The sequence below is a fragment of the Fodinibius salsisoli genome (assembly GCF_026229185.1).
Lineage (GTDB): Bacteria > Bacteroidota > Rhodothermia > Balneolales > Balneolaceae > Fodinibius > Fodinibius salsisoli.
Genome location: NZ_JAGGJA010000005.1, coordinates 228,846 through 249,844, shown reverse-complemented (window position 1 = coordinate 249,844; position 20,999 = coordinate 228,846). Strand labels below are relative to the sequence as shown.

Sequence of the window (20,999 nt, the reverse complement as noted above, 5' to 3'; positions counted from 1 at the left end):
TAATTTTAGTTACGGTAAACAGGGTCAACACTGTTGATGCTAAAATCGTTGGGACCCTAAGATACCAAACTTTGAAGAGTATCTGAATCCATCGGAAAGTTTAAAACTCTTCTTGTCATGCTCTGCATGTTTCAACATCTTTACATGAATCATTTAAACGGACTTTAAGCCTTGTACTTAATATGGCATTTCACGACAAAGTAGCCTGGATTACCGGAGCCTCCTCTGGTATTGGCGAAGCGTTGGCTTATGCCCTCCATGAACGAGGGGCCAAGCTGATCCTTTCGGCGCGCCGGGAACAAAAGCTTGAGGAAGTAAAAGAAAGCTGCGGCGGAGATCCTTCAGCTATTCACATCCTGCCACTTGATCTCACGGATACCGACTCTCTTGATTCTAAAGCGCAGCAGGCCCTGAACCAATGTGGCTCTGTTGACTACCTGTTCAATAACGGCGGCATTAGTCAGCGCTCACTGGCAATTGACACAGAAATGGAGGTTATCCGTAAAGTGATGGAAGTAAACTTCTTTGGGGCGGTAGCTTTAACAAAAGCTCTGCTGCCATCCATGATTAAGCACAAATCGGGACATATTGTGGTGACCAGCAGCGTAATGGGAAAGTTCGGCACGCGGCTTCGCTCCAGCTATGCCTCTTCCAAGCATGCCCTGCATGGATACTTCGACTGCTTGCGTCAAGAAGTTCAAGAGCATAACATTAATGTTTCGCTGGTGTGCCCCGGCTTTATCAAAACGGATGTCACCAAAAATGCCCTGGAAGGTGACGGCAGCAAGCATAACAAAATGGGCCAGGGCCAACAGCACGGCATGCCTCCCGATGCCTTTGCGGAAAAGTTGCTTCCAAAAATTGAAAAAAAGAAGAACGAAATTTATATCGGGGGTAAAGAAATTGCCGGTATCTACCTCAAACGGTGGGCGCCTAACCTCTTGAATAAAATCTTGCTTAAATCAGACGTTACCTAAGGACGTTTCCTAAATAATTACTACTATGGATTTTGCTATTTATCTGAATGCATTAACCGGGCTTTTTGTCATTGTAGACCCCATCGGTGCAGCCCTTATCTTTCACTCGCTGGTGCCGGATGGCGAAAAACGCCACCGCAAGGTTATGGCATTAAAAGCTATTCTCATCTCTTCGCTCTTACTCACCATTTTTGGCAATTATGGCGAGGCCCTGCTTCATCAGCTGGGCATTTCTATCGAATCATTACGTATTGCCGGTGGATTGCTGCTCTTCTACACGGCTTTTAACATGATTACCAAAGACGCCGAATACGAAGATGCTACCGAAAAGAAAGATATTTCGGTATTCCCGATGTCTATTCCGCTGCTTGCGGGTCCCGGTGCACTCACGCTCTCCATTTTACTCTTTTCTAATACTACCACGACCGAAGGCAATGTTTCTGTTCTTATTGCTATCCTCACCGTGTACCTGCTTACGCTTATCCTGATGTTTCTCTCCAGCTACCTGAAAAAAATCATTGGCCGAACGGGAGACGAAATCCTGAGTCGATTTCTGGGCGTACTGCTGGCGGCTCTTTCCATCCAGTTCATTTACGATGGCATTTCAAATATTACAGGCTAACTATCATCAAAAATTTTTGTCCTCAAACCATTGCAAATCATAACCAGCCCGGAATTGATTTCACTCTGCTAAGCTAATAATTTATCCTCTCTGAATCCTGCTTTATCTGCTCAAAAAAGTTTATTCTTTCCCACAAATGGTTATCTTTGGCATCTATATTCTTTTGAATACTTAAAAGAACTACTATTCGAATTTACCCAATCAACTGAATAAACTATGGCGCACGTTATAGCATCTGCCGACCAGCTCGATTTTAGCATTACCGACCTTCCATCCATGCCCCTGCCGACTGAAGTACTCATGGTTCGGCCTTTGCATTATACCGTGGACTATGTCATCAATCCACACATGGCCAACCAAGTGGGCAATGTAGATACCATTGAAGCTCAAAATGAGTGGGACTTGGTGCGGGCACTATTTGACCAAATTGGCCTCAATGTACGGTTGTTGGAAGATCATGATGGACTCCCCGATATGGTGTTTTGTGCCAACCAGAGTTTACCCTATATCGACCAAGAGGGCAATCGCCATGCCCTCATGAGTATTATGCATGCTGACCAGCGTAAGCGTGAAGTCCCTTACATTGAACAGTGGTACCGTCAGAACGGTTATGAAGCCCACTTTCTGGATGAAACGAAAATCGACGACTTCGAAGGGTGCGGCGATGCCATTTGGCACACCGGTAAACGGATGCTTTGGGGTGGTTATGGATATCGCTCCTCCTTGACAGCCTATGAATCAATTTCTGAGCTGTTCGATATCCCTGTTATCGCACTCGAGCTGGTTGATGAAGCGTTCTATCATCTTGACACCTGCTTCTGTGTGCTGGATGAAAAAACAGTCCTTATCTATCCGGATGCCTTTACCGACGAGGGATTAAAACTGATCAATACGCTGTTTGATAAAGTGATCGAGGCTTCTCAGTACGAGGCAGAAGAACTTTTTGCCTGTAATGCTTGCTGCCCCGATGGACGCAACGTCATTATTCAACAAGGCTGTACCGATGTCAACAAAAATTTGCGCGATGCGGGGTTTTCGGTACATGAAGTAAGCACTTATGAGTTCTTAAAAAGTGGCGGCAGCGTTTTCTGCATGAAACAGATGCTGTGGTAACGATTGAATGAGAAATGTCAAATTTTGAATGATGATTAAGAAGTAGTGAATTTGTAGTGACGGTAACAGAATAAATTAAAGACAAGTTAATATCCCCTTTTGAAGGGGGAAGGTTCGTCTTTGACGAATCCGGGGAATGGCATTTGGCAAATATTTGATAAAGAGTATGACCAAAAAAGTTGCTCAATTACTATTTACAGTATTCTCAACTACAGCTCTTTTTTGGCTTTTATCCACTTCATTAGGTCCAGCCCCTCCTTTGGGAAGCTTCCTAAGTCCATCCAGCGGTTTTTGGACCAATGCTCCTGTCAACGCTCCCCCCGATAAATCGATATCACTCTCTTCGGATGTTCTTTCTGATACGGTCCAAGTCGTTTTTGACGACCAACAGATTCCTCACATTTTTGCCCAAAATGATCGGGATCTTTATTTCGCACAGGGCTACATTACCGCCCGGGAGCGACTCTGGCAGATGGAATTTCAAACCCATGCCGCTGCAGGCAGACTTTCGGAGATCCTGGGCAACCGAACGGTCGCCTTTGACCGATACCAACGAAGAATTGGCATGACCTACGCCGCCGAACGGGCCCTGGAGGGAATGATGGAAAATCCTGAAACCGCCCAGGCCGTCAAAGCCTATGCTGCCGGGGTTAACGCATGGATTACCTCTCTGGATCAACGGGAGTACCCACTGGAGTACAAGATTTTGGATTACGGCCCAGAACAATGGACGCCTCTCAAAACCGCTCTACTCCTTAAAAATATGACCTATACGCTGGCTGGCAGTAACCAAGACCTGCGGATGAGTAATACCCGCGCCCTTCTGGGTGATGAATTCATAAAAAACGTTCTGAACGTGCAGCCAGCATTGAACGATCCGGTCATACCAGATAGTAAAAAGTGGGGTTTTACGCCCTTACAAACCCGGCAGCCTGACTCAACATTTACACCATCCATCGCCCAAGACATTCCTCCCTTTCAGCCCAATCCTAATAATGGAAGTAACAACTGGGCCGTCAGTGGATCTAAAACGGCCAGCGGTTATCCTATTCTTGCCAACGACCCACATCTGGGCATGACCTTGCCTTCTATCTGGTATGCAATGCAACTGCACAGTCCTGAACAAAATGTAATGGGCGTTTCCTTACCCGGAGCGCCGTCTATCATCGTTGGGTTCAATGAAGATGCTGCCTGGGGCACCACCAACGTCAGTGCCGACGTTTGGGACTGGTACGAAATTACCTTCCGCGATTCAACCTTATCCGAATATCGCTATGACGGACAGTGGAAATCGACCCTACAACGGGTAGAAAAAATTAAGGTAAAAGGCACTAAAACAATTATTGATACGGTAACTTATACGCATCACGGTCCGGTGGTACAGACTTCGGGGAGTGAGTCCATGCGAACACATATTCCAAAGTTTCATGCCATGCGGTGGATCGCATATGAGAAGTCGAATGAGCTCCAGTATTTCCTGGAGATCAACAAAGCTAACGACTATAAAGAGTACCGGCAGGCGTTGCGGCATTTCGAAAGTCCGGCTCAAAACTGGGTTTTTGCAGACCGTTCGGATATTGCCCTCACCGTGGCGGGCAAATACCCCCTGAAATGGAAGTACCAGGGCCGGTATATTGGTGATGGCTCCAATCCTAAATACGATTGGCAAGGCTGGATCCCTTTTGATCAAATACCCTCTGTCAAAAATCCGGATCGGGGATTTGTGAGTTCCGCCAACCAAGATCCTACCGGCGATGCTTATCCCTACTACCTGGATGATGATTTTGCTCCCTATGAACGGGGACGACGCATCAACGAACGGTTGGCTTCCATGGATGATATTACCGTCAAGGATATGCAAAGATTGCAAATGGACTCCTTTAACTATCACGCTAAAACGGTTCTTCCCAAATTGTTGGAGACCCTGTTAACGGATACACTCTCCCCGGATAAACAGCAGGCCATTACCGGGCTTGCCAACTGGAACTACTACAACAAAGGCAATCAAATTGCCCCATCGGTTTTTGACTACTGGTGGGATACTCTAAACAATGAAATCTGGGGTGACGAATACCAATCAGCTAAGGTCCCTCTGCAACGGCCGGCCCGTGACCAAACGGCTCAACTCATACTAAGTGATTCGACCCTGCAATGGTATGATGATATCAATACCACCCACAAAGAAACGCTCTCGGATCTTATCAATCGATCATTTCATCAGGCCTTTCAACAGCTGGAAGAATCGTTAGGCTCGTATGGTGATACCTGGAAGTGGGGCTATGTAAACAATACAAATATTGGCCACCTTGGACGAATGCCCGGCATGGGTCAACCGGATGTATTTACTGATGGTGGTGCTGAATCCATCAATGCCGTGCGGGGGAGTCATGGTCCCTCCTGGCGGATGGTCGTTGAACTGGGGCCAGAGGTCAAAGCATATGGCCTTTACCCGGGCGGGCAGTCTGGCAATCCCGGATCAAAATATTACGACAACATGATTGACGACTGGGCGGAAGGAAAACTCTATCCACTATGGTTTATGAAGCAGCCACCTGCCGAACGCGATTCGGTGAGATATTCTATAGTGCTACATTAGATAATAATCAAAAATTAGTATAAACTGCTTTCTCATGGCTATTTCACGAAGCTTCTCAAAGGCTACACAAAGAATCACGAAGAAACTCTTTGCCAAACTTTGTGGCACAACCATAGAGGCAGCAGTCCAAGCATATGATTTCCCAATAACGAATAACCATTAACCAATGATCCTGGCTATACTTCTTGCTCTTTCTGCCTGGCTGCTAAGCTTTGTTCTTCCCTGGTGGTCGCTGGCCATCCCGGCTGTTGTATTGGGTGCTCTTCTCGGTACTTCAGGAGGACATTCATTTGGGTTTGGCGCACTCGGTATCGGCGCCTGGTGGCTCATCCATACCTTGTATATACATATTGCAAATGATGGCATCCTTACAGGACGCATCGCCGACCTTTTCAGCCTTCCCCACCCCAGCTTAGTTATTTTAATCACCGTCATTATTGGCGGACTGACAGGGGGACTTGCTACCTTAACAGGCTACCTGTTCAGGACAACATTTCTTAAATAGGTCAACAATGAATTTTTAATTCATCTCCAAAGAATGTAGATTATTATTAAGTAATTATCAGCCGTTGTATGGAGGATGGTATGACTGCCATGAAATCAAAAAATACCAATCACACACCTGCCTTTCGTTGTGTTTACTGCGGAGAATTTAACCATACCTTTGTCGACCCTTCGCAAGGTAAAATCCAGAAATATATCGAGGACTGCCAGATCTGCTGTCGCCCTAACGATCTGTCTATCTCCTACGACAAGTGGAACAAAGAATTTATCATTCAGGCCAGCCCCACCCAATAATCCAAATACCACGAAATTATCTTTGTAATTACATCGTCTGCTTTGTATCTTAATGCAGTTTTGCGCTAAAATTACATTTTGACGCACAAAAATCTTAATGAAAGGCAGTTAGTAAACAACTTTTGGCCTGTTCACACAAACTTGTTAAGTCATACGGAAGCATCTTTGCTTTCCCCTTGTTACCAAAAATATTTGACCATCATTCGAATGGTCAGCACACTTCTGTTTTTAATCAATCCGACATCAATTCTGTTGTCGGATTTTTTTTATATCTAAATTTTAACCCCTTCAAAACGATCTACTCTCTACTATGTCACTGAATCCCAGAGATAAAGCCATCATTGCGCTGTCCGACGGCACCGTAGAACATGGTTTCGCCATTGGCAAAAAAGGTACAACCGGCGGAGAACTCTGTTTTAACACCAGTATGGTTGGTTACCAAGAAATTTTTACCGATCCCAGCTATTATGGTCAGCTAATGATGATGACTTACCCCCACATTGGAAATTACGGAACCATGAGTCGCGATGACGAAGCGCGGCGGGTTATGATATCAGGACTTATTGTACGATCTTTCTCCTGGGAGCATAGTAACCCACAGGCCGACGGCAACCTCCAGGAATACCTGGAGCGCAACAACATTGTCGGTATTACCGGCGTCGACACACGAAAGTTAGTCCGCCATATCCGCTCTAAAGGAGTTATGAATGCGGTTATCTCTTCCGAGGAGCTGGATGAAGATGTGCTCGTCCAAAAAGCGAAAGACTGGGACGACATGGTTGGGCTCGAACTGGCGACCGAAGTAACCCGCCAAGAGCCTGAAACCGTACACAGCGATGGTCCCTTTAAAGTGGCCGCTTTTGACTACGGAATAAAGCAAAGTATTATCGACAATTTTGTGAAGCGGGGCTGCACGTTGCGCATCTTCCCGGCCAAAGGCGACTACAAGGAAGAGTTAAAGAAATGGAACCCTGATGGATTTTTCTTTAGCAATGGTCCCGGCGATCCGGATGCCACCAGTGAGTATGCCCTGGATGTGGTAAAATATGCCAAAAGCACCGGTAAACCCCTGTTCGGTATTTGCCTCGGGCACCAACTGATGGCTCTTTCGGAAGGTATTTCTACAAGAAAAATGTTTGTAGGTCACCGTGGTGCCAACCATCCGGTGAAAAATCTGGAGACCGGGCTCGTCGAAATCACGACTCAAAACCACGGTTTTGCGGTTGACGAAGACGACTTGAATGACTCAAAGGTAGAAGTCACGCATCTAAACTTAAATGACGATACCATCGAAGGTCTTCGATTCAAAAACTTCCCAGGCATGTCGGTTCAGTATCATCCGGAAGCATCGCCCGGCCCGCATGATTCGCGGTACCTGTTTGACCAGTTCATGGATATGATCAAAGAAGGAAAAAAAGAACTGGCGTAAAAAATATTGGGTGCGGGCGTATCGACATACGCCCCAACAAATCAGATCCAAAAAAATTCGAATAAAAATAGCTTACTAAAGCAATGCCACGACGCAACGACATTAACAAAATTCTTATCATCGGATCAGGCCCTATCGTTATTGGCCAAGCCTGCGAATTTGATTACTCCGGCTCACAGGCGTGCCGCTCTTTGCAAGAAGACGGCTATGAAGTTGTATTGATCAACTCCAATCCGGCGACCATCATGACCGACCCTATGATGGCCGATGAAATTTACCTGAAGCCATTAACACTCGACTCCATCCGGGAAATTGTGGAAAAAGAAAATCCGGATGCGGTACTCCCTACCATGGGTGGACAAACCGGGCTGAACCTTGTTCGCGACCTGCAGCAGGAGAATTATTGGACGGAACACGACATCCAGATTATCGGTGTTGATATTGATGCCGTGGATATTACGGAAGATCGTCAGCAGTTCCGCGACCTGATGGAAGAAATTGACATCCCGCAATGCCGAAGCCGTGCTGCTGAATCGCTGCTGGAAGCCAAAGAAATTACCGAAGAACTTGGTGGCCTCCCTATCGTAATCCGTCCCTCTTTTACCATGGGCGGAGCCGGAGGCGGTATCGTATGGAGCGAAGATGAGTTTGAACGCAAAGTCCGCCGTGGGTTGGAGATGAGTCCCGTACACCGTGTACTCATCGAGGAATCAATCTTCGGATGGAAAGAATACGAGCTGGAATTGCTGCGTGACCCGAACGACAACGTAGTGATCATCTGTACCGTTGAAAATATTGACCCGATGGGCGTACATACCGGCGATTCGGTGACGGTAGCACCATCGCAGACGCTCACCGACAAACAGTTCCAGATGCTGCGCGATGCGGCCATCAAAATGATGCGCTCAATCGGGACTTTTGCCGGGGGCTGTAACGTTCAGTTTGCCGTTGAACCGGGCAGCGACCGCTTTGTGGCTATTGAAATTAACCCTCGGGTAAGCCGCTCTTCTGCATTGGCCTCCAAAGCCACCGGTTATCCTATTGCTAAAATTGCAACCAAGCTGGCCGTAGGCTACAACCTGGATGAACTGCCCAACCCCATTACAGGCAACACTTCAGCCTGCTTTGAGCCATCCATTGACTACGTAATTGTAAAAACCCCTCGTTTCAACTTCGAGAAGTTCCCTAATGTGGATGAAGAACTGACCACCCAGATGAAAGCGGTGGGCGAAGCTATGTCGATTGGACGGAATTTCCCAGAAGCCCTTAATAAAGCTTTCCAGTCACTCGAAATTGGTCGCGCCGGTCTCGGTGCCGACGGCTACGAAGAGCTGGATCGCAAAGATGTTCGCGAGCGACTCATCAAGCCCTACTGGGATCGCATGCTGAATATCCGAAACGCCTTCAAACTGGGCGCCTCGGTAGAAGAGGTCGCTGATATTACCAAAGTTGATCCTTGGTTCCTGCAGCAGATCCGCTACATGGTTTCCCTTGAAAACCGTACAGAGGGACAAAATCTCGAAGGTATCTCCAAAGAGGACTTTTTTGAACTCAAACAGGCTGGTTTTGGCGACGAACAAATCGCCTGGATGCTCAGCCAGAGCAATGGAAAGGTAACGGAAAATGAAGTGCGCGACCGACGTAAAGAGCTTGGGCTGAAGCCATCCTTTAAAGTGGTTGATACCTGCGCCGCGGAATTCCCCGCTGAAACTCCTTACTTCTATTCTGCTTACGAAGGCGAGAATGAAAGTGACGTCTCCGATAAGAAAAAAGTGATGATTCTGGGCAGTGGTCCCAATCGCATTGGTCAGGGTATTGAATTTGATTACTCCTGCGTCCATGCCGTGAAAGCCGCCCAGGATATGGGATACGAGGCCATCATGGTTAACTGTAACCCCGAAACGGTTTCTACCGACTTCGACATTGCCGACAAGCTCTACTTCGAGCCGGTCTTCTGGGAGCGTGTGCTGGATATTTATGAGCACGAGCAGCCCGAGGGTGTCATCCTGCAGGTTGGCGGCCAGACGGCCCTGAAGCTGGGCAAGCGCTTTGTGGAAGAAGGCATCAAGATTTTCGGTACTGATTTTGAGATGATTGACTTTGCAGAAGATCGCGGATCGTTCTCTGAGTTCCTGAAAAAACTGGATATCCCCTTCCCTCCCTATGGTACGGCCGAGGATGTGGATGGAGCGATCGAAATTGCAAATCGTATTGATTATCCGGTACTTATCCGTCCAAGTTATGTACTCGGCGGACAGGGAATGCGTATTGCCGTTAAACAGGATGAGCTTGAGTTCTATACCGAACGGGTACTGAAGACGCATCCGGAGAATGCCTTCCTCATCGATAAGTTTTTAGAACACGCCGTAGAGGTGGATGTGGATGCCGTATATGATGGAGAAGAGCTCCATATCTCCGGTATCATGCAGCATATTGAGCCAGCCGGTGTACACTCTGGAGACTCAACGGCCGTCATCCCAACCTATTCGCTAAGCGATACTGCCGTTGACAAGATTAAGGAGTATCACAAAAAGATTGCGGATAATATGAACATCAAAGGATTCCTGAATGTGCAGTATGCCGTACAGGGCGACAAAGTCTTTGTCCTGGAGGCAAACCCACGGTCTACGCGAACCATCCCATTCTTAGCTAAGGCCACTGGACGAGCCGAAGCTCAGATTGCAGTTAAGGTAATGCTCGGAGCTAAGCTGAGCGACTTCAGCGAGCAAGAGCTAACCTCTACGCTCGACCAGTGGGCCATTAAGGAACCAGTATTTCCCTTTGACAAGTTTCCTGAAGTCAAGAAGGAACTTGGGCCTGAAATGAAGTCTACCGGTGAGTCAATCTACTTTATGAAGGACTTCAATGATGAACACTTTAAGAAGCCCTTTGAGTTTAAAAACCTGTACTTAAGCAAATAGGACCACAGGTTGAACTGATTAAGCAGATTAAGTGATTTTTTATGTAAGGATTTGATGATTAAAGTCTCTTACTATTAAATCACAATCTGTTTAATTGGTCATCAATGGGTCAGAATTATAAATACAGCGATATTACAGGTGCTATCATTGGTAGTGCGATGGAAGTCCATTCTGATTTAGGAAATGGATTTCCAGAAGTTATTTACCAACGCAGCCTGGCTATTGAATTAAAAAACAATGGAATCAATTTTAACCGAGAAGTTTCGATGCCTTTGTATTACAAAGGAAAATCTGTTGGTAAAAGAAGAGCAGATTTTTTAGTCGAAGAGAAAGTATTGGTTGAACTGAAGGCTATATCAGAAATCAATGAAACCCACTATAATCAAATTCTGAATTACCTTACTGCTTTCCAATTAGAAATTGGATTGCTTATTAATTTTGGTGAAAATAGCCTGAATTTTAAGCGTTTTATTAATAGTAATTTCAGATAGAATATCTGAGCAATCAGATTAATCAATTTTATCCGCGATCTATGATTAAAGAAGCCAGAAATAAACTTAACAACGTTTTTGGATACGAAGATTTTCGACCGCTTCAGGAGGATGTAATATCGCAGGTGTTAAATAATGAAGATGCCCTTGTGATTATGCCCACAGGCGGAGGAAAATCACTTTGCTATCAAATACCGGCGCTTCTTTTCGATGGGCTGACGATTGTTGTATCGCCGCTCATCTCGCTGATGAAAGATCAGGTCGAACAGCTTCGTCAGTATGATATTCCCGCCATTTATCTGAATAGCTCTCTTACGCCCGATGAATACGAGGAGAATGTGGCAAAATTGAAGCGGGGAGAAGTTAAAATGCTGTACCTAGCTCCTGAAACCCTCTTGATGGATAGCACGCGCGAACTGCTTTCAAACCAGCAAGTAGACCTGTTCACCATTGATGAAGCCCATTGTATCTCGGAATGGGGGCACGATTTTCGTCCGGATTATCGCCAGCTTACGGAGGTTCGCAAAGACTTTCCGGGTGCCACCTGCCTGGCACTGACGGCTACCGCAACACCCCGGGTTCGGCAAGATATCAAAGAAATCCTGAAGCTGGGTGATTCGGAAACATTCCTGGCCAGCTTTGATCGCGACAACCTCTTCCTGAAAGTGGCTGACAAGGAAGATCCTGTAGAGCAGACCCTCGATTTTCTTTATACCCGCAAAAAGCAGTCCGGCATTATTTACTGCTTTTCTCGCAAGCAGGTGGAAGAGCTGTATGTAGAACTAAAGAAAGAAGGACATTCCGTAAAACCCTATCATGCGGGGTTGTCCAAGAAGCTACGTGCCCGTAACCAAGAACTGTTTATTCGCGATGATATCTCTATCATTGTAGCGACTATTGCTTTCGGAATGGGCATTGATAAGCCGAATGTACGCTTTGTGATGCACTACGACATGCCCAAAAATATTGAATCCTATTACCAGCAAATCGGCCGGGCAGGTCGCGATGGCTTGCGCTCGGACTGCCTGATGTTATACAGCCGCTCCGACAAACAGAAGATTCAGTATTTCATCAACCAGAAGGAAGGCAAAGAAAAAGAAGTAGCCGAAAAACACCTCAAAGATTTGATGAACTTCCTAGAGCATGATGAGTGCCGCCGGGTGCCCCTCATGAATTATTTTGGTGAAACCTATGAGCGGGATGAGTGTGGTATGTGCGACAACTGTCTGTCGCTCGATGCTGAAGTGGAAGACCTAACGGTTCACGCTCAAAAGTTCTTATCCTGTATTGCCCGGACGGACCAAGCCCACGATGCCTATTATATTGCTGATATCCTGCGGGGATCATCCAAAGATAAGATCGTTGAAAAAGGCCATGATGAACTTTCTACGTATAATATTGGGAACGAGTGGGCCAAAGAACAATGGATTTTACTTGGCCGTATGCTCGTCAAACAAGGATACCTGACCCAACAAGAAAACCACGGAGTGCTACATCTCACCGAACAGGCCAAGGCCGTACTCAACGGCAAAGAAAACGTCTTTGGTGCCTTAGATCGCAGCGACACGGTGGTTGGCGATGAGGCCATAGAGCGTACCTCTTCAGATGTGGAACAAAACTTTGATAAAGACCTGTTTGAACAGCTTCAGGATAAACGTAAAGAACTGGCCGACCAACAGGCTGTACCACCGCATGCTATCTTCCCGGATACCACCCTCATGGAGATGGCGTATTACTTTCCCCAAAGCAAGGATAATCTAATGCCGATTTATGGCGTTGGATCAGTCAAGAAGAAAAAATACGGGCTGGATTTTCTTAAACTCATCCGCCAGTACTGTAAGGAGCACGACTTGGAGGAACAGGAAAAGTCGCTGCATAACAAAAAGAAAAAATATACCGGGGAAACCTTTGAACAAGTGGGCCAGGCTTTCAATGATGGACAATCCATCGACCATCTGGCTGAAGAACACGGGGTGAAGCAGGTTACCATCATTAAGCACCTGAAAACCTACCTGAAAGAAGGCAACAAGTTGCGTCCCGAAGGCATTGCTGCGGCTTCCGACCTTTCTATGCGCAAACAGGATGAAGTGCTTGAAGTTATGGATGACGTCGGTGCCCACATGCTGCGCATTGTCTACAACAAGCTGGATAAGGCCGTTGGGTACAGCGAGCTCCGCGTCATGCAGCTCTATTATATGGCCCAGAAATAGAGACTATAAATAAAGCCTCTCCCGACTACTTTTGGGGTTTGGAATGACATCTTTTCGCTCCCCGATGCAAAGCGTCGGGGAATTCTATTTACTAAAACTTTTGTTTTATCAAATGGAAATATCGTTCAGATAAGATTGGTAATTCTTGATCGGGAATAAATAGATAATGAGCCTTCAAGTCCGGGCCAACCAAAAACATATAGGGTACACCTTCTTTTTCGACCGGAAGACCAATATTGTTTTCTTTTTTATATATGTTTAAATCAAAGTTATTCAACCTTTTAAAAAGGTCTATATCTTCCGGATTACGATATCGGGCCAAGATTAAAACCCTGTCTTGGCCTACTTTCTTAGCAACCTCTTCCACCAGATCTATCTCATTTTCTAAGTTCCCCTCGGTACACTTGGTACAGGTTATACTTGCTAAATCAAAAACAAGTGTCCACTTATTAGAGAGAAAATCTTCTACAAGAACTTGTGAATTGGACTTGACCTCCCGAGACAGTACTAACTAACTGTTCATTAATACGTTTACCTTCGCTTTTATAATAGAGCATCTCCCTGTCGATAACATTTCCAACAAACGCTTGTGAACTTTTTCCTGATTTTCAATTATCGATGTTTTTGATACTTCGAAATCTTGAATAATGCTCTTTTTTGATAAAAACTATGCACGTTCAGGAGAACCAGCAAACCGCAAATCGCAATCCAGAAAGTACTGTTTGACCTCTTTATAACTTTATTCCCCATTCTTCTCTTTAAAAGGCATAACCATTAAAATGGGATTGCGATTTTTATCAATAGAATGGGCCAGCTCTCTAAGTTCCTTCATTTTGGGACTTTTATATTTTTGGGGCTCATTTTCATATAGATCATTCAAATGCCTAAGCAGGGTATTTGCCCCAATAACTGTATATAAAACATTGTCATGGGCTTCGTATATGTAGGTCGCCAAACCGTAATCAATATCATTGATCATTTTATCGGATGCAACCCGAGTCTCACATGTGTTTTTATTATAAAATACAACGAAATTCTCTTCGCCTGTACCTATATCAAAATTTATAAACTTATCTGTCTCATTAAAATATGACAGATAGGCGATATAATCTTTACTCTCAATTTCTTTCTCTAAGAACTCTCCCCAATTGTACATATTCTTCCGATAATCATACCTCCTTCCAAATACTTCTTGAGGGATAGCATATTCACCATAGTCTAACGCATATTTAGGAATTACTCCATTTTTATGCACTGAATATACGGTATCAACCAAGTGCGAAATAAAAAGCTGATCACCATTATAGGTTGGAAAATTATTAGGAATATTATACCCGATCTGCTCTTTTCCCTTTCCTATAGACAGAAAACTTTGCGTTATTTCACCACTTTTATCAAAGTAGAGCAAGTTTTTTCCACCATGCCTATTCAATTGATCCCGGTTCAAGGAATTACTGGCATAACCTATATATTCTTTCGTCGATGGGTTATAGGTAAAATCATAAGCCCAAAAATGATACGCTGTCTCTTCAACAAAGCTACCCTCTATGCCATATACTACAATTTTAAGTTGTCCCAGAATATGAAACTTATGATCTTTAGTAAAAATAACGTCTTCATGATTAGTTAATTCTCCGGGCCCCCTCCCTACCGGTATTTCTACTTCATTTACAAATTCCCCCTCTTTAGTATAAATCCATATACTCCCCCTTGCTCGATCATACAAAGCAATATAGTTATCCTGAAACATCATCTTCCAGACTCTGCCGATAGGCCGCTCATCCGGTGATTCCAGGTAAAAGTAATTGATGTCCGAGAAGTATTCGGACATTCGAATAGGCTCTGCCTCATCTATATCAACCTCAATGGTAGTTACTTTTTCTCCTGATTTTGAAGGACCATTCTGACCGGAACAAGCAAAAAGTAATATGCAGAGTACTACTGATGAATAGAAATATCGCATAAATGATTGGTAAGATTCAAAGCCCTCATACTCTTATTGAGGGCTTACTTAATAATTAATATCAAGATATCGATCTTAAAATTTTGACTCTGTTAGAGAAGAAAATCTAAATATTATCTACATAGTATCCAAATACCTGTTTTTTTCCAAGACCAACTGAGGTCTGCTTTAAACCACAAAATTCAAATAAATCAAAGGATGAACTATCCTCTCCCAGCCGATATAATATCAGGCCTACATCTAAGGTGATCTTTTCTTATCATTCGGAAAAGAGTTAACACCAAATTGTACCGCTATTTATGAGCAGTAAAAATATCATTGTTGCTTTTGGAGGCGTTTCCCCCGAGCATGAAGTATCCGTATTATCAGCCATGCAGGCCATCGCCTCACTGGAAGACACCCAGTATCATATTGTTCCCCTCTATGTAACCAAGTCGGGTCGCTGGTTAACAGGTGCTCCCCTCCTTGATCTCGAAAATTACCAAGACCTTGATGCCCTGATCAACCAAGCTACGCCCTGTACTTTTGCTCATAATGATTTGGGCAAGCCGGTGTTACAGGAGACTGAAAAGAAAAGTTTTTTTGGATCCCGGGAACAGTACCCCATCCATGCCGTCCTTCCTGCTTTCCATGGTTCAGAAGGAGAAAATGGAGCCTTCCAGGGCGCCTGCGAAATGTACAACATTCCCTATGCCGGCAGTCGTGTGTTCGCCTCCAGCCTGGGGATGGACAAAGTAAAAGCCAAGGAGCTGTGCCGGGCCCACGGCATTCCTGTGGTAGAAGGATTTGATTTCGATGAAGCCGAGTGGGCCAAAGACCAGCAAGCTATTACCAGTCAGGCTCAACAATTAGGATACCCGCTTATCATTAAGCCGGTAACATTGGGCAGCAGCATCGGCGTTGCCAGAGCTGATGATGAAGAGGACCTGATCGAAGCTGTAGAAACTTCCTTCCGCTTTGATAACAACCTGATGGTTGAAAAGGCCGTCTCACCACTTATGGAAATCAACTGTTCAATATTGGGGGCTCCCGAAGATATGCAGCACAGTGTCTGTGAGCGTCCACTGGGGCAGGAAGAAACGCTCTCCTTTGAAGATAAATATCAGAGCGACGGTAGCAGACAAAAAGGAATGGCCTCGGCCGATCGTATTATTCCCGCAGATATCTCTGATGAACTAACCGATAAAATCCAATCGCTCTCCCGGAAAATCTTTAAGACCTTCCGTGCCAGCGGAGTGGCCCGCCTCGATTTCTTAGTAAATGCGGAGACCGAAGATATTTATTTTAATGAAATAAACACCATTCCGGGCTCTTTTTCTTTTTATCTTTGGGAAGAAAGCGGAATGAATATGCGCGAATTAATGCTAAAGTTAATTGAAATCGGCTTAAAGCAGCATCAACAGAAAATAGGTCGTATACGATCATATGATACCAATTTGTTAAGCGAAAAGGCAATGAAGGGTATCAAAGGCTTAAAGGGAACCAAACAGGAATCTTCATAGGCATTGATCCAGTGCTTTTATAAAACTCAAAAAAATGATTCCTCGTATATTAAGCCTAACATCTGAACAGATATTGTCACATTATAACGTCCATTAATCACGTTATCCGATGATAAGCCTCTTATATTCTACTCAACGGTTACTTACATTCTTTTTTATTCTCGGGATCGCAGTTGCTTGTAAACAGCCCGAAACTATTGTCGTGGACCGAACTCCTGATACTGCCGTAACCGAGGATACGGTCCAACAGACCGTGCCCGACCAGCAAGATGCCAGTTTCCACCAGCTTAATATTGGAGAACTAACTCCTATCCGTTCACTTGATCCGTTGTTGGCGGCAACCACATCCGAAATGCATGCCATACAACTTATTTATGAAGGCTTGGTTCGCTTTGATGAAGGCGGAGATATTGTCCCCGCCGTTGCACGCAAATGGACATCTTCCAATAACAGTTATCAATATACTTTTCATCTCAGACCAGATATATTCTACCACGACAGCGATATCTTTGGCAGCGGAACCGGTCGCAAACTCACTGCTGGTGACGTGAAATTTATATTTAAGAGAATGGCCAAGCCGGGCGTATCCGATCGCGCTGCCCGCCTTTTTATGAATATTCAAGGGTTTGAAGCCTATTTTCGAGAACAGCACTACGTGTATAACTCTTCATCCAGGAAGCTGGATGATATTTCCGGAATTACGGCTCCCAACGATACAACGGTTGTCTTTAACCTTAACGAATCAGATCCGGACTTCCTGCAGAAATTAGCGACTCCTCTTGCGGTTATCTATCCCAAAGAGGCCATCAATGGTCAAAATAATTTTGAGACTGTCGGTTCCGGACCCTTTTCGTTCTCTCAGCAGACTAACGATTCCACTTTTATCTTTGCAAAATTCCAAAACTATCACACAGCTTCCGATATCGAACTCAATCGAATCGATATGGTTACAAGCGACAACGAATCGGGATTATGGCAAGCAATGGAAGCCGGAGACATCCATTACTTATCGGAACTTGGTCCCAGCCTTAGCCAACAACTGCTAACGGAAAATAATGAACTTGCCTCCTCTTATAGCGGCCGATACCGCCTTTCGCGATCAAATGCCAGCACGGAATTTAATCTCCGCCGATATACCGGCTCTGATATTTCTCAGGATACTGGAACTGATATTGCACAACAAGTACAACCCAACCTGGATTCTCTTTTTGCAAACCTAAGTTCAGTTATTAGTAACCCATCCTTGGTTACCGATGACTCCAAGGTGGCTTCTATGTCTAACTTACAAATTAGAGCAACAGCTCCAGAGGGACCTTTTGAAAAGATAGTCTTACAGCACCTGGGGAATGCGCTTGCAGAACAAGGCGTTCAATTTGCTATCAGTGACCTTCATATCCCAACCAAAGAAACGGGCTTGTTTTTCACTCGGACTATGCCACTTATTCCAAGCTTAGCCTGGCAAGAACAGCCTGTTATCCTGAGTTTTACGCTTCAGCCCTATACACTGGCACATCAGGCCGTTGAAGGTGTCAGCACGAACCAGTATCCGTGGTGGATTAATCTCCGAAGCACTGAGATTCCAGCTCTTGAAAATATAAATTGACGTTCATGAAATTTGCAGTTGTAGCAAATCCCCAGAAGTATTCAGTAAAAGAGTCCTTTGTGAATATCCTGCGCTGGGCAGATAAAAGCGGGGTTAAAATTGTATTTTGTACAGAGTTACAGGCGCTTTATGATGGAGAAGACCATAAGTCGGCGGTGGTAACCGACAGTGAAAAAGAAGCCATTGATCAGGCTGATATCGTTATAGCTGTTGGGGGCGATGGAACCATGCTTTACACTGCTCGGCTGATGAAAAGTATCCAGAAGCCTATCCTGGGTGTTAACAGTGGACGCCTTGGCTTCATGGCCTATACCCAGAAAGAAAATATAAGTCAGGCTTTAGATTATTTGGTAGAAGGCAACTACCGCATTGACAAACGGTACCTTTTGGAGGCTGAAGATAACCAGGGGCAGATTTACCATGCACTTAATGAGTTTCTGTTCTCTAAGAAAGATTCGACCTCCATGGTCAATGTGAGTGCAGAGTATGATGATATGTTTATCAACAACTACTGGTCTGATGGACTTATTGTCGCCTCGCCTACCGGCTCTACGGCCTATAACTTATCCTCCAGTGGGCCTATTGTTATGCCAAACAGTGATGTTATGGTTCTTACTCCTATCAATCCTCATACGCTTACAACCCGTCCGCTGGTACTACCATCGGATAAGTCACTTAAAGTTACCGTAGAGAAACAACAGCATGAGGTCTTGTTCTCCTACGACGGACTGATTAAAAAAATTGACACCTATCCTTTTGAAGTAAATATCAAGCGTTCCAACTTTACCATTGATTTAATTGAACTGCCCAACCAGAGCTATTTTGATACCCTCCGCCACAAACTGATGTGGGGCATGGATTCGAGAGAAGAACGAAGCTAAGTGAGAAGCAAGAAGATGGATATGAAACATTTATAAACACTGCCTCGTCCTGACTTCTCACTTTTCGCCTCTCACTCACTTCTTCCCACTTTTCCCCTTCCAAAATTTATACTTTCAACTTTCAATCATTATCTTTAAGCGAAATTTTTAATTCTCAAAAATGATTAATCCTATGAAAGTTACAGTAGTCGGTGCTGGCGGTAATGTTGGCTCTACGGTGTCTATGTCTATCGCCCAACGCGATTTTGCCAAAGAAGTGGTAATGGTTGATATCGTTAAAGAAAAAGACGGAGAAAAATTTTACCCATCCAAAGGACGAGCCCTTGATCAATGGGAATCGTCGCCTATCCACAAGTTTGATACCAAGCTAACCGGAACCGTTGACTATGAAGACACAGCCGGATCAGATGTATGTGTTATCACCGCCGGTGTTCCACGTCGTCCGGGAATGAGTCGCGACGATCTGCTTGAAATCAATGCTAACATTGTAGGCTCCGTTACTGAGCAGCTGGTCAAGCATTCACCAAATACTATTTTAATTATTGTATCTAACCCGCTCGATGTGATGGCACAGGTTGCCTATGAAACCAGCGGACTCGATTCTAATCGTGTGATGGGTATGGCTGGCATTTTGGATACCGCCCGCTACCGCTCCTTCTTAGCCGAAGAGCTTGATGTTTCTCCTAAGGATATCCAAGCGTTACTGCTTGGTGGACATGGAGATACCATGGTTCCCCTTCCTCGCTTCACTACTATTTCTGGTATGCCCGTAACCCAGTTTATTGATGAAGACAAGCTGGATGAAATTGTCGAACGTACCAAAGGTGGTGGCGGCGAACTCGTCAACCTGATGGGTACTTCAGCCTGGTACGCTCCCGGTGCTGCTGCTGCACAGATGGTAGAAGCTATTATCCTTGACCAAAACCGCGTTTTCCCTTGCGCAGCTTACCTAAATGGCGAATATGGGCATGAAGAGCTCTTTTTAGGCGTTCCCGTTAAGCTTGGCAAAGACGGAATCAAGAAAATAATTGAGGTTGACTTAAACGACGAAGAACAACAACTTATGGATACATCAGCCGATCATGTGCACTCTGTGCTTTCAGAGTTCCGCAAGCTGATGGACAAATAAATCGCAATAAATTGAAGACGTAAGGCTTCTTCACTACTTGCATTTAAACAAAAGGCTCCGTCGACCATAGCGGGGCCTTTTGTATTTTATCAATATTACCTCTCTTTTTTATGGTCTCAACATAATTATTCTATTGATAGTTATTGGAATTATTTGAAACTTGAAATAAAATAATCCTGTTCAAAAGGTTGAGAAAATGGAACGATTATATACTCACATTTTACTTGTTATAATTTCGTTAAGCATCGTCATCGGTTGCGCCTCTTCTGGAGCTTTTAATACCGCTAACATTACTGAAACACAACTATCGGAAGATAACTATAACATTGTGGCTACGGATATAACCGGCCAGTCATCCGCTGGCTATATTTTGGGAGTTAGCGGGGACATTAACCAGCAAGTCCGAACGTTTGCCTTAGCACGTGTATCAGGTAGTGGTATGCTCTATGGAGAAGCAATCAACGATTTATGGGGTAACTTCAGAGAAAAGTATGGTGATGTAGAAGGTCGTAACCTGGCACTCATCAACGTCCGCTACGACACGGAATCCCTTAATCTCTTGTTATATACGAAACCGACGGTATCCGTTCGGGCAGACGTTATCGAATTTGATGACTAAAAAAGAACAGGGGTAGCTCTTGAGGTCGTCCCGAATCTCCTAATCCAGCTACCCTTTATTCAAAGATTACCTGGGCAGGATATTTTCAGCCTTTCATTTTTGTGCATATTTTGAGAATATATTGTGATATTTTTGTTATACAAAT

17 protein-coding genes are annotated in these 20,999 nt (G+C 44.7%); 15 read left to right on the top strand and 2 right to left on the bottom strand.

Annotated features, from left to right (window positions below; genetic code table 11):
• The first annotated feature begins 182 nt into the window (after positions 1-182).
• The 10 genes from J6I44_RS09300 (at position 183) to recQ (ending at position 13,157) form a co-directional block, all read left to right on the top strand.
• Positions 183-977 (top strand): SDR family oxidoreductase, encoded by a 795-nt coding sequence (locus J6I44_RS09300; protein ID WP_265765808.1) that lies wholly within the window; start codon positions 183-185, stop codon positions 975-977.
• A gap of 25 nt (positions 978-1,002) precedes the next feature.
• Positions 1,003-1,599 carry a MarC family protein gene (locus J6I44_RS09295; protein WP_265765807.1) on the top strand — a complete coding sequence of 199 codons (597 nt, stop codon included), beginning with the start codon at positions 1,003-1,005 and terminating at the stop codon, positions 1,597-1,599.
• 216 nt (positions 1,600-1,815) lie between these two features.
• Complete coding sequence (locus J6I44_RS09290; protein WP_265765806.1) at positions 1,816-2,712, top strand: dimethylarginine dimethylaminohydrolase family protein; 897 nt, start codon at positions 1,816-1,818, stop codon at positions 2,710-2,712.
• Between the two features lie 166 nt (positions 2,713-2,878).
• Positions 2,879-5,308 (top strand): penicillin acylase family protein, encoded by a 2,430-nt coding sequence (locus tag J6I44_RS09285; protein ID WP_265765805.1) that lies wholly within the window; start codon positions 2,879-2,881, stop codon positions 5,306-5,308.
• A 166-nt stretch (positions 5,309-5,474) separates the two neighbouring features.
• A complete protein-coding gene (locus J6I44_RS09280; RefSeq protein ID WP_265765804.1) occupies positions 5,475-5,813 on the top strand; it encodes a hypothetical protein in 339 nt (112 codons plus the stop codon).
• A 68-nt stretch (positions 5,814-5,881) separates the two neighbouring features.
• The gene (locus tag J6I44_RS20835; protein ID WP_350356685.1) at positions 5,882-6,106 is read left to right on the top strand and encodes a CPXCG motif-containing cysteine-rich protein; all 225 of its coding nucleotides are present in this window, start codon (positions 5,882-5,884) and stop codon (positions 6,104-6,106) included.
• A gap of 310 nt (positions 6,107-6,416) precedes the next feature.
• Entirely contained in the window at positions 6,417-7,535 is a 1,119-nt protein-coding gene (gene carA, locus J6I44_RS09275) for a glutamine-hydrolyzing carbamoyl-phosphate synthase small subunit (RefSeq protein WP_265765803.1), read from the top strand.
• An 83-nt stretch (positions 7,536-7,618) separates the two neighbouring features.
• Entirely contained in the window at positions 7,619-10,456 is a 2,838-nt protein-coding gene (gene carB, locus J6I44_RS09270; protein WP_265765802.1) for a carbamoyl-phosphate synthase large subunit, read from the top strand.
• Positions 10,457-10,560: 104 nt separating this feature from the next.
• Positions 10,561-10,947: a GxxExxY protein gene (locus tag J6I44_RS09265; RefSeq protein ID WP_265765801.1), complete on the top strand. Its 387-nt coding sequence runs from the start codon at positions 10,561-10,563 to the stop codon at positions 10,945-10,947.
• Positions 10,948-10,988: 41 nt separating this feature from the next.
• Entirely contained in the window at positions 10,989-13,157 is a 2,169-nt protein-coding gene (gene recQ / locus J6I44_RS09260; RefSeq protein WP_265765800.1) for a DNA helicase RecQ, read from the top strand.
• A gap of 91 nt (positions 13,158-13,248) precedes the next feature.
• On the opposite strand, the gene J6I44_RS09255 is transcribed toward recQ, so the two are convergent.
• Complete coding sequence (locus J6I44_RS09255; RefSeq protein ID WP_265765798.1) at positions 13,249-13,524, bottom strand: hypothetical protein; 276 nt, start codon at positions 13,522-13,524, stop codon at positions 13,249-13,251.
• A 372-nt stretch (positions 13,525-13,896) separates the two neighbouring features.
• Positions 13,897-15,120, bottom strand: coding sequence for a DUF4934 domain-containing protein (locus J6I44_RS09250; RefSeq protein WP_265765797.1), 1,224 nt, complete (start codon positions 15,118-15,120; stop codon positions 13,897-13,899).
• A 299-nt stretch (positions 15,121-15,419) separates the two neighbouring features.
• Between J6I44_RS09250 and J6I44_RS09245 the strand changes: the two genes are divergently transcribed.
• From J6I44_RS09245 to J6I44_RS09225, 5 genes are all read left to right on the top strand, one after another.
• Positions 15,420-16,622, top strand: coding sequence for a D-alanine--D-alanine ligase family protein (locus J6I44_RS09245; RefSeq protein ID WP_265765796.1), 1,203 nt, complete (start codon positions 15,420-15,422; stop codon positions 16,620-16,622).
• 202 nt (positions 16,623-16,824) lie between these two features.
• Positions 16,825-18,225, top strand: a complete 1,401-nt coding sequence (locus J6I44_RS09240; protein ID WP_265765795.1) for an ABC transporter substrate-binding protein — start codon at positions 16,825-16,827, stop codon at positions 18,223-18,225.
• A gap of 5 nt (positions 18,226-18,230) precedes the next feature.
• Complete coding sequence (locus J6I44_RS09235) at positions 18,231-19,106, top strand: NAD(+)/NADH kinase (RefSeq protein ID WP_265765794.1); 876 nt, start codon at positions 18,231-18,233, stop codon at positions 19,104-19,106.
• A 172-nt stretch (positions 19,107-19,278) separates the two neighbouring features.
• Positions 19,279-20,235, top strand: coding sequence for a malate dehydrogenase (gene mdh, locus J6I44_RS09230; RefSeq protein ID WP_265765793.1), 957 nt, complete (start codon positions 19,279-19,281; stop codon positions 20,233-20,235).
• A gap of 196 nt (positions 20,236-20,431) precedes the next feature.
• Positions 20,432-20,854 (top strand): DUF6567 family protein, encoded by a 423-nt coding sequence (locus tag J6I44_RS09225; protein ID WP_265765792.1) that lies wholly within the window; start codon positions 20,432-20,434, stop codon positions 20,852-20,854.
• Positions 20,855-20,999: the final 145 nt, after the last annotated feature.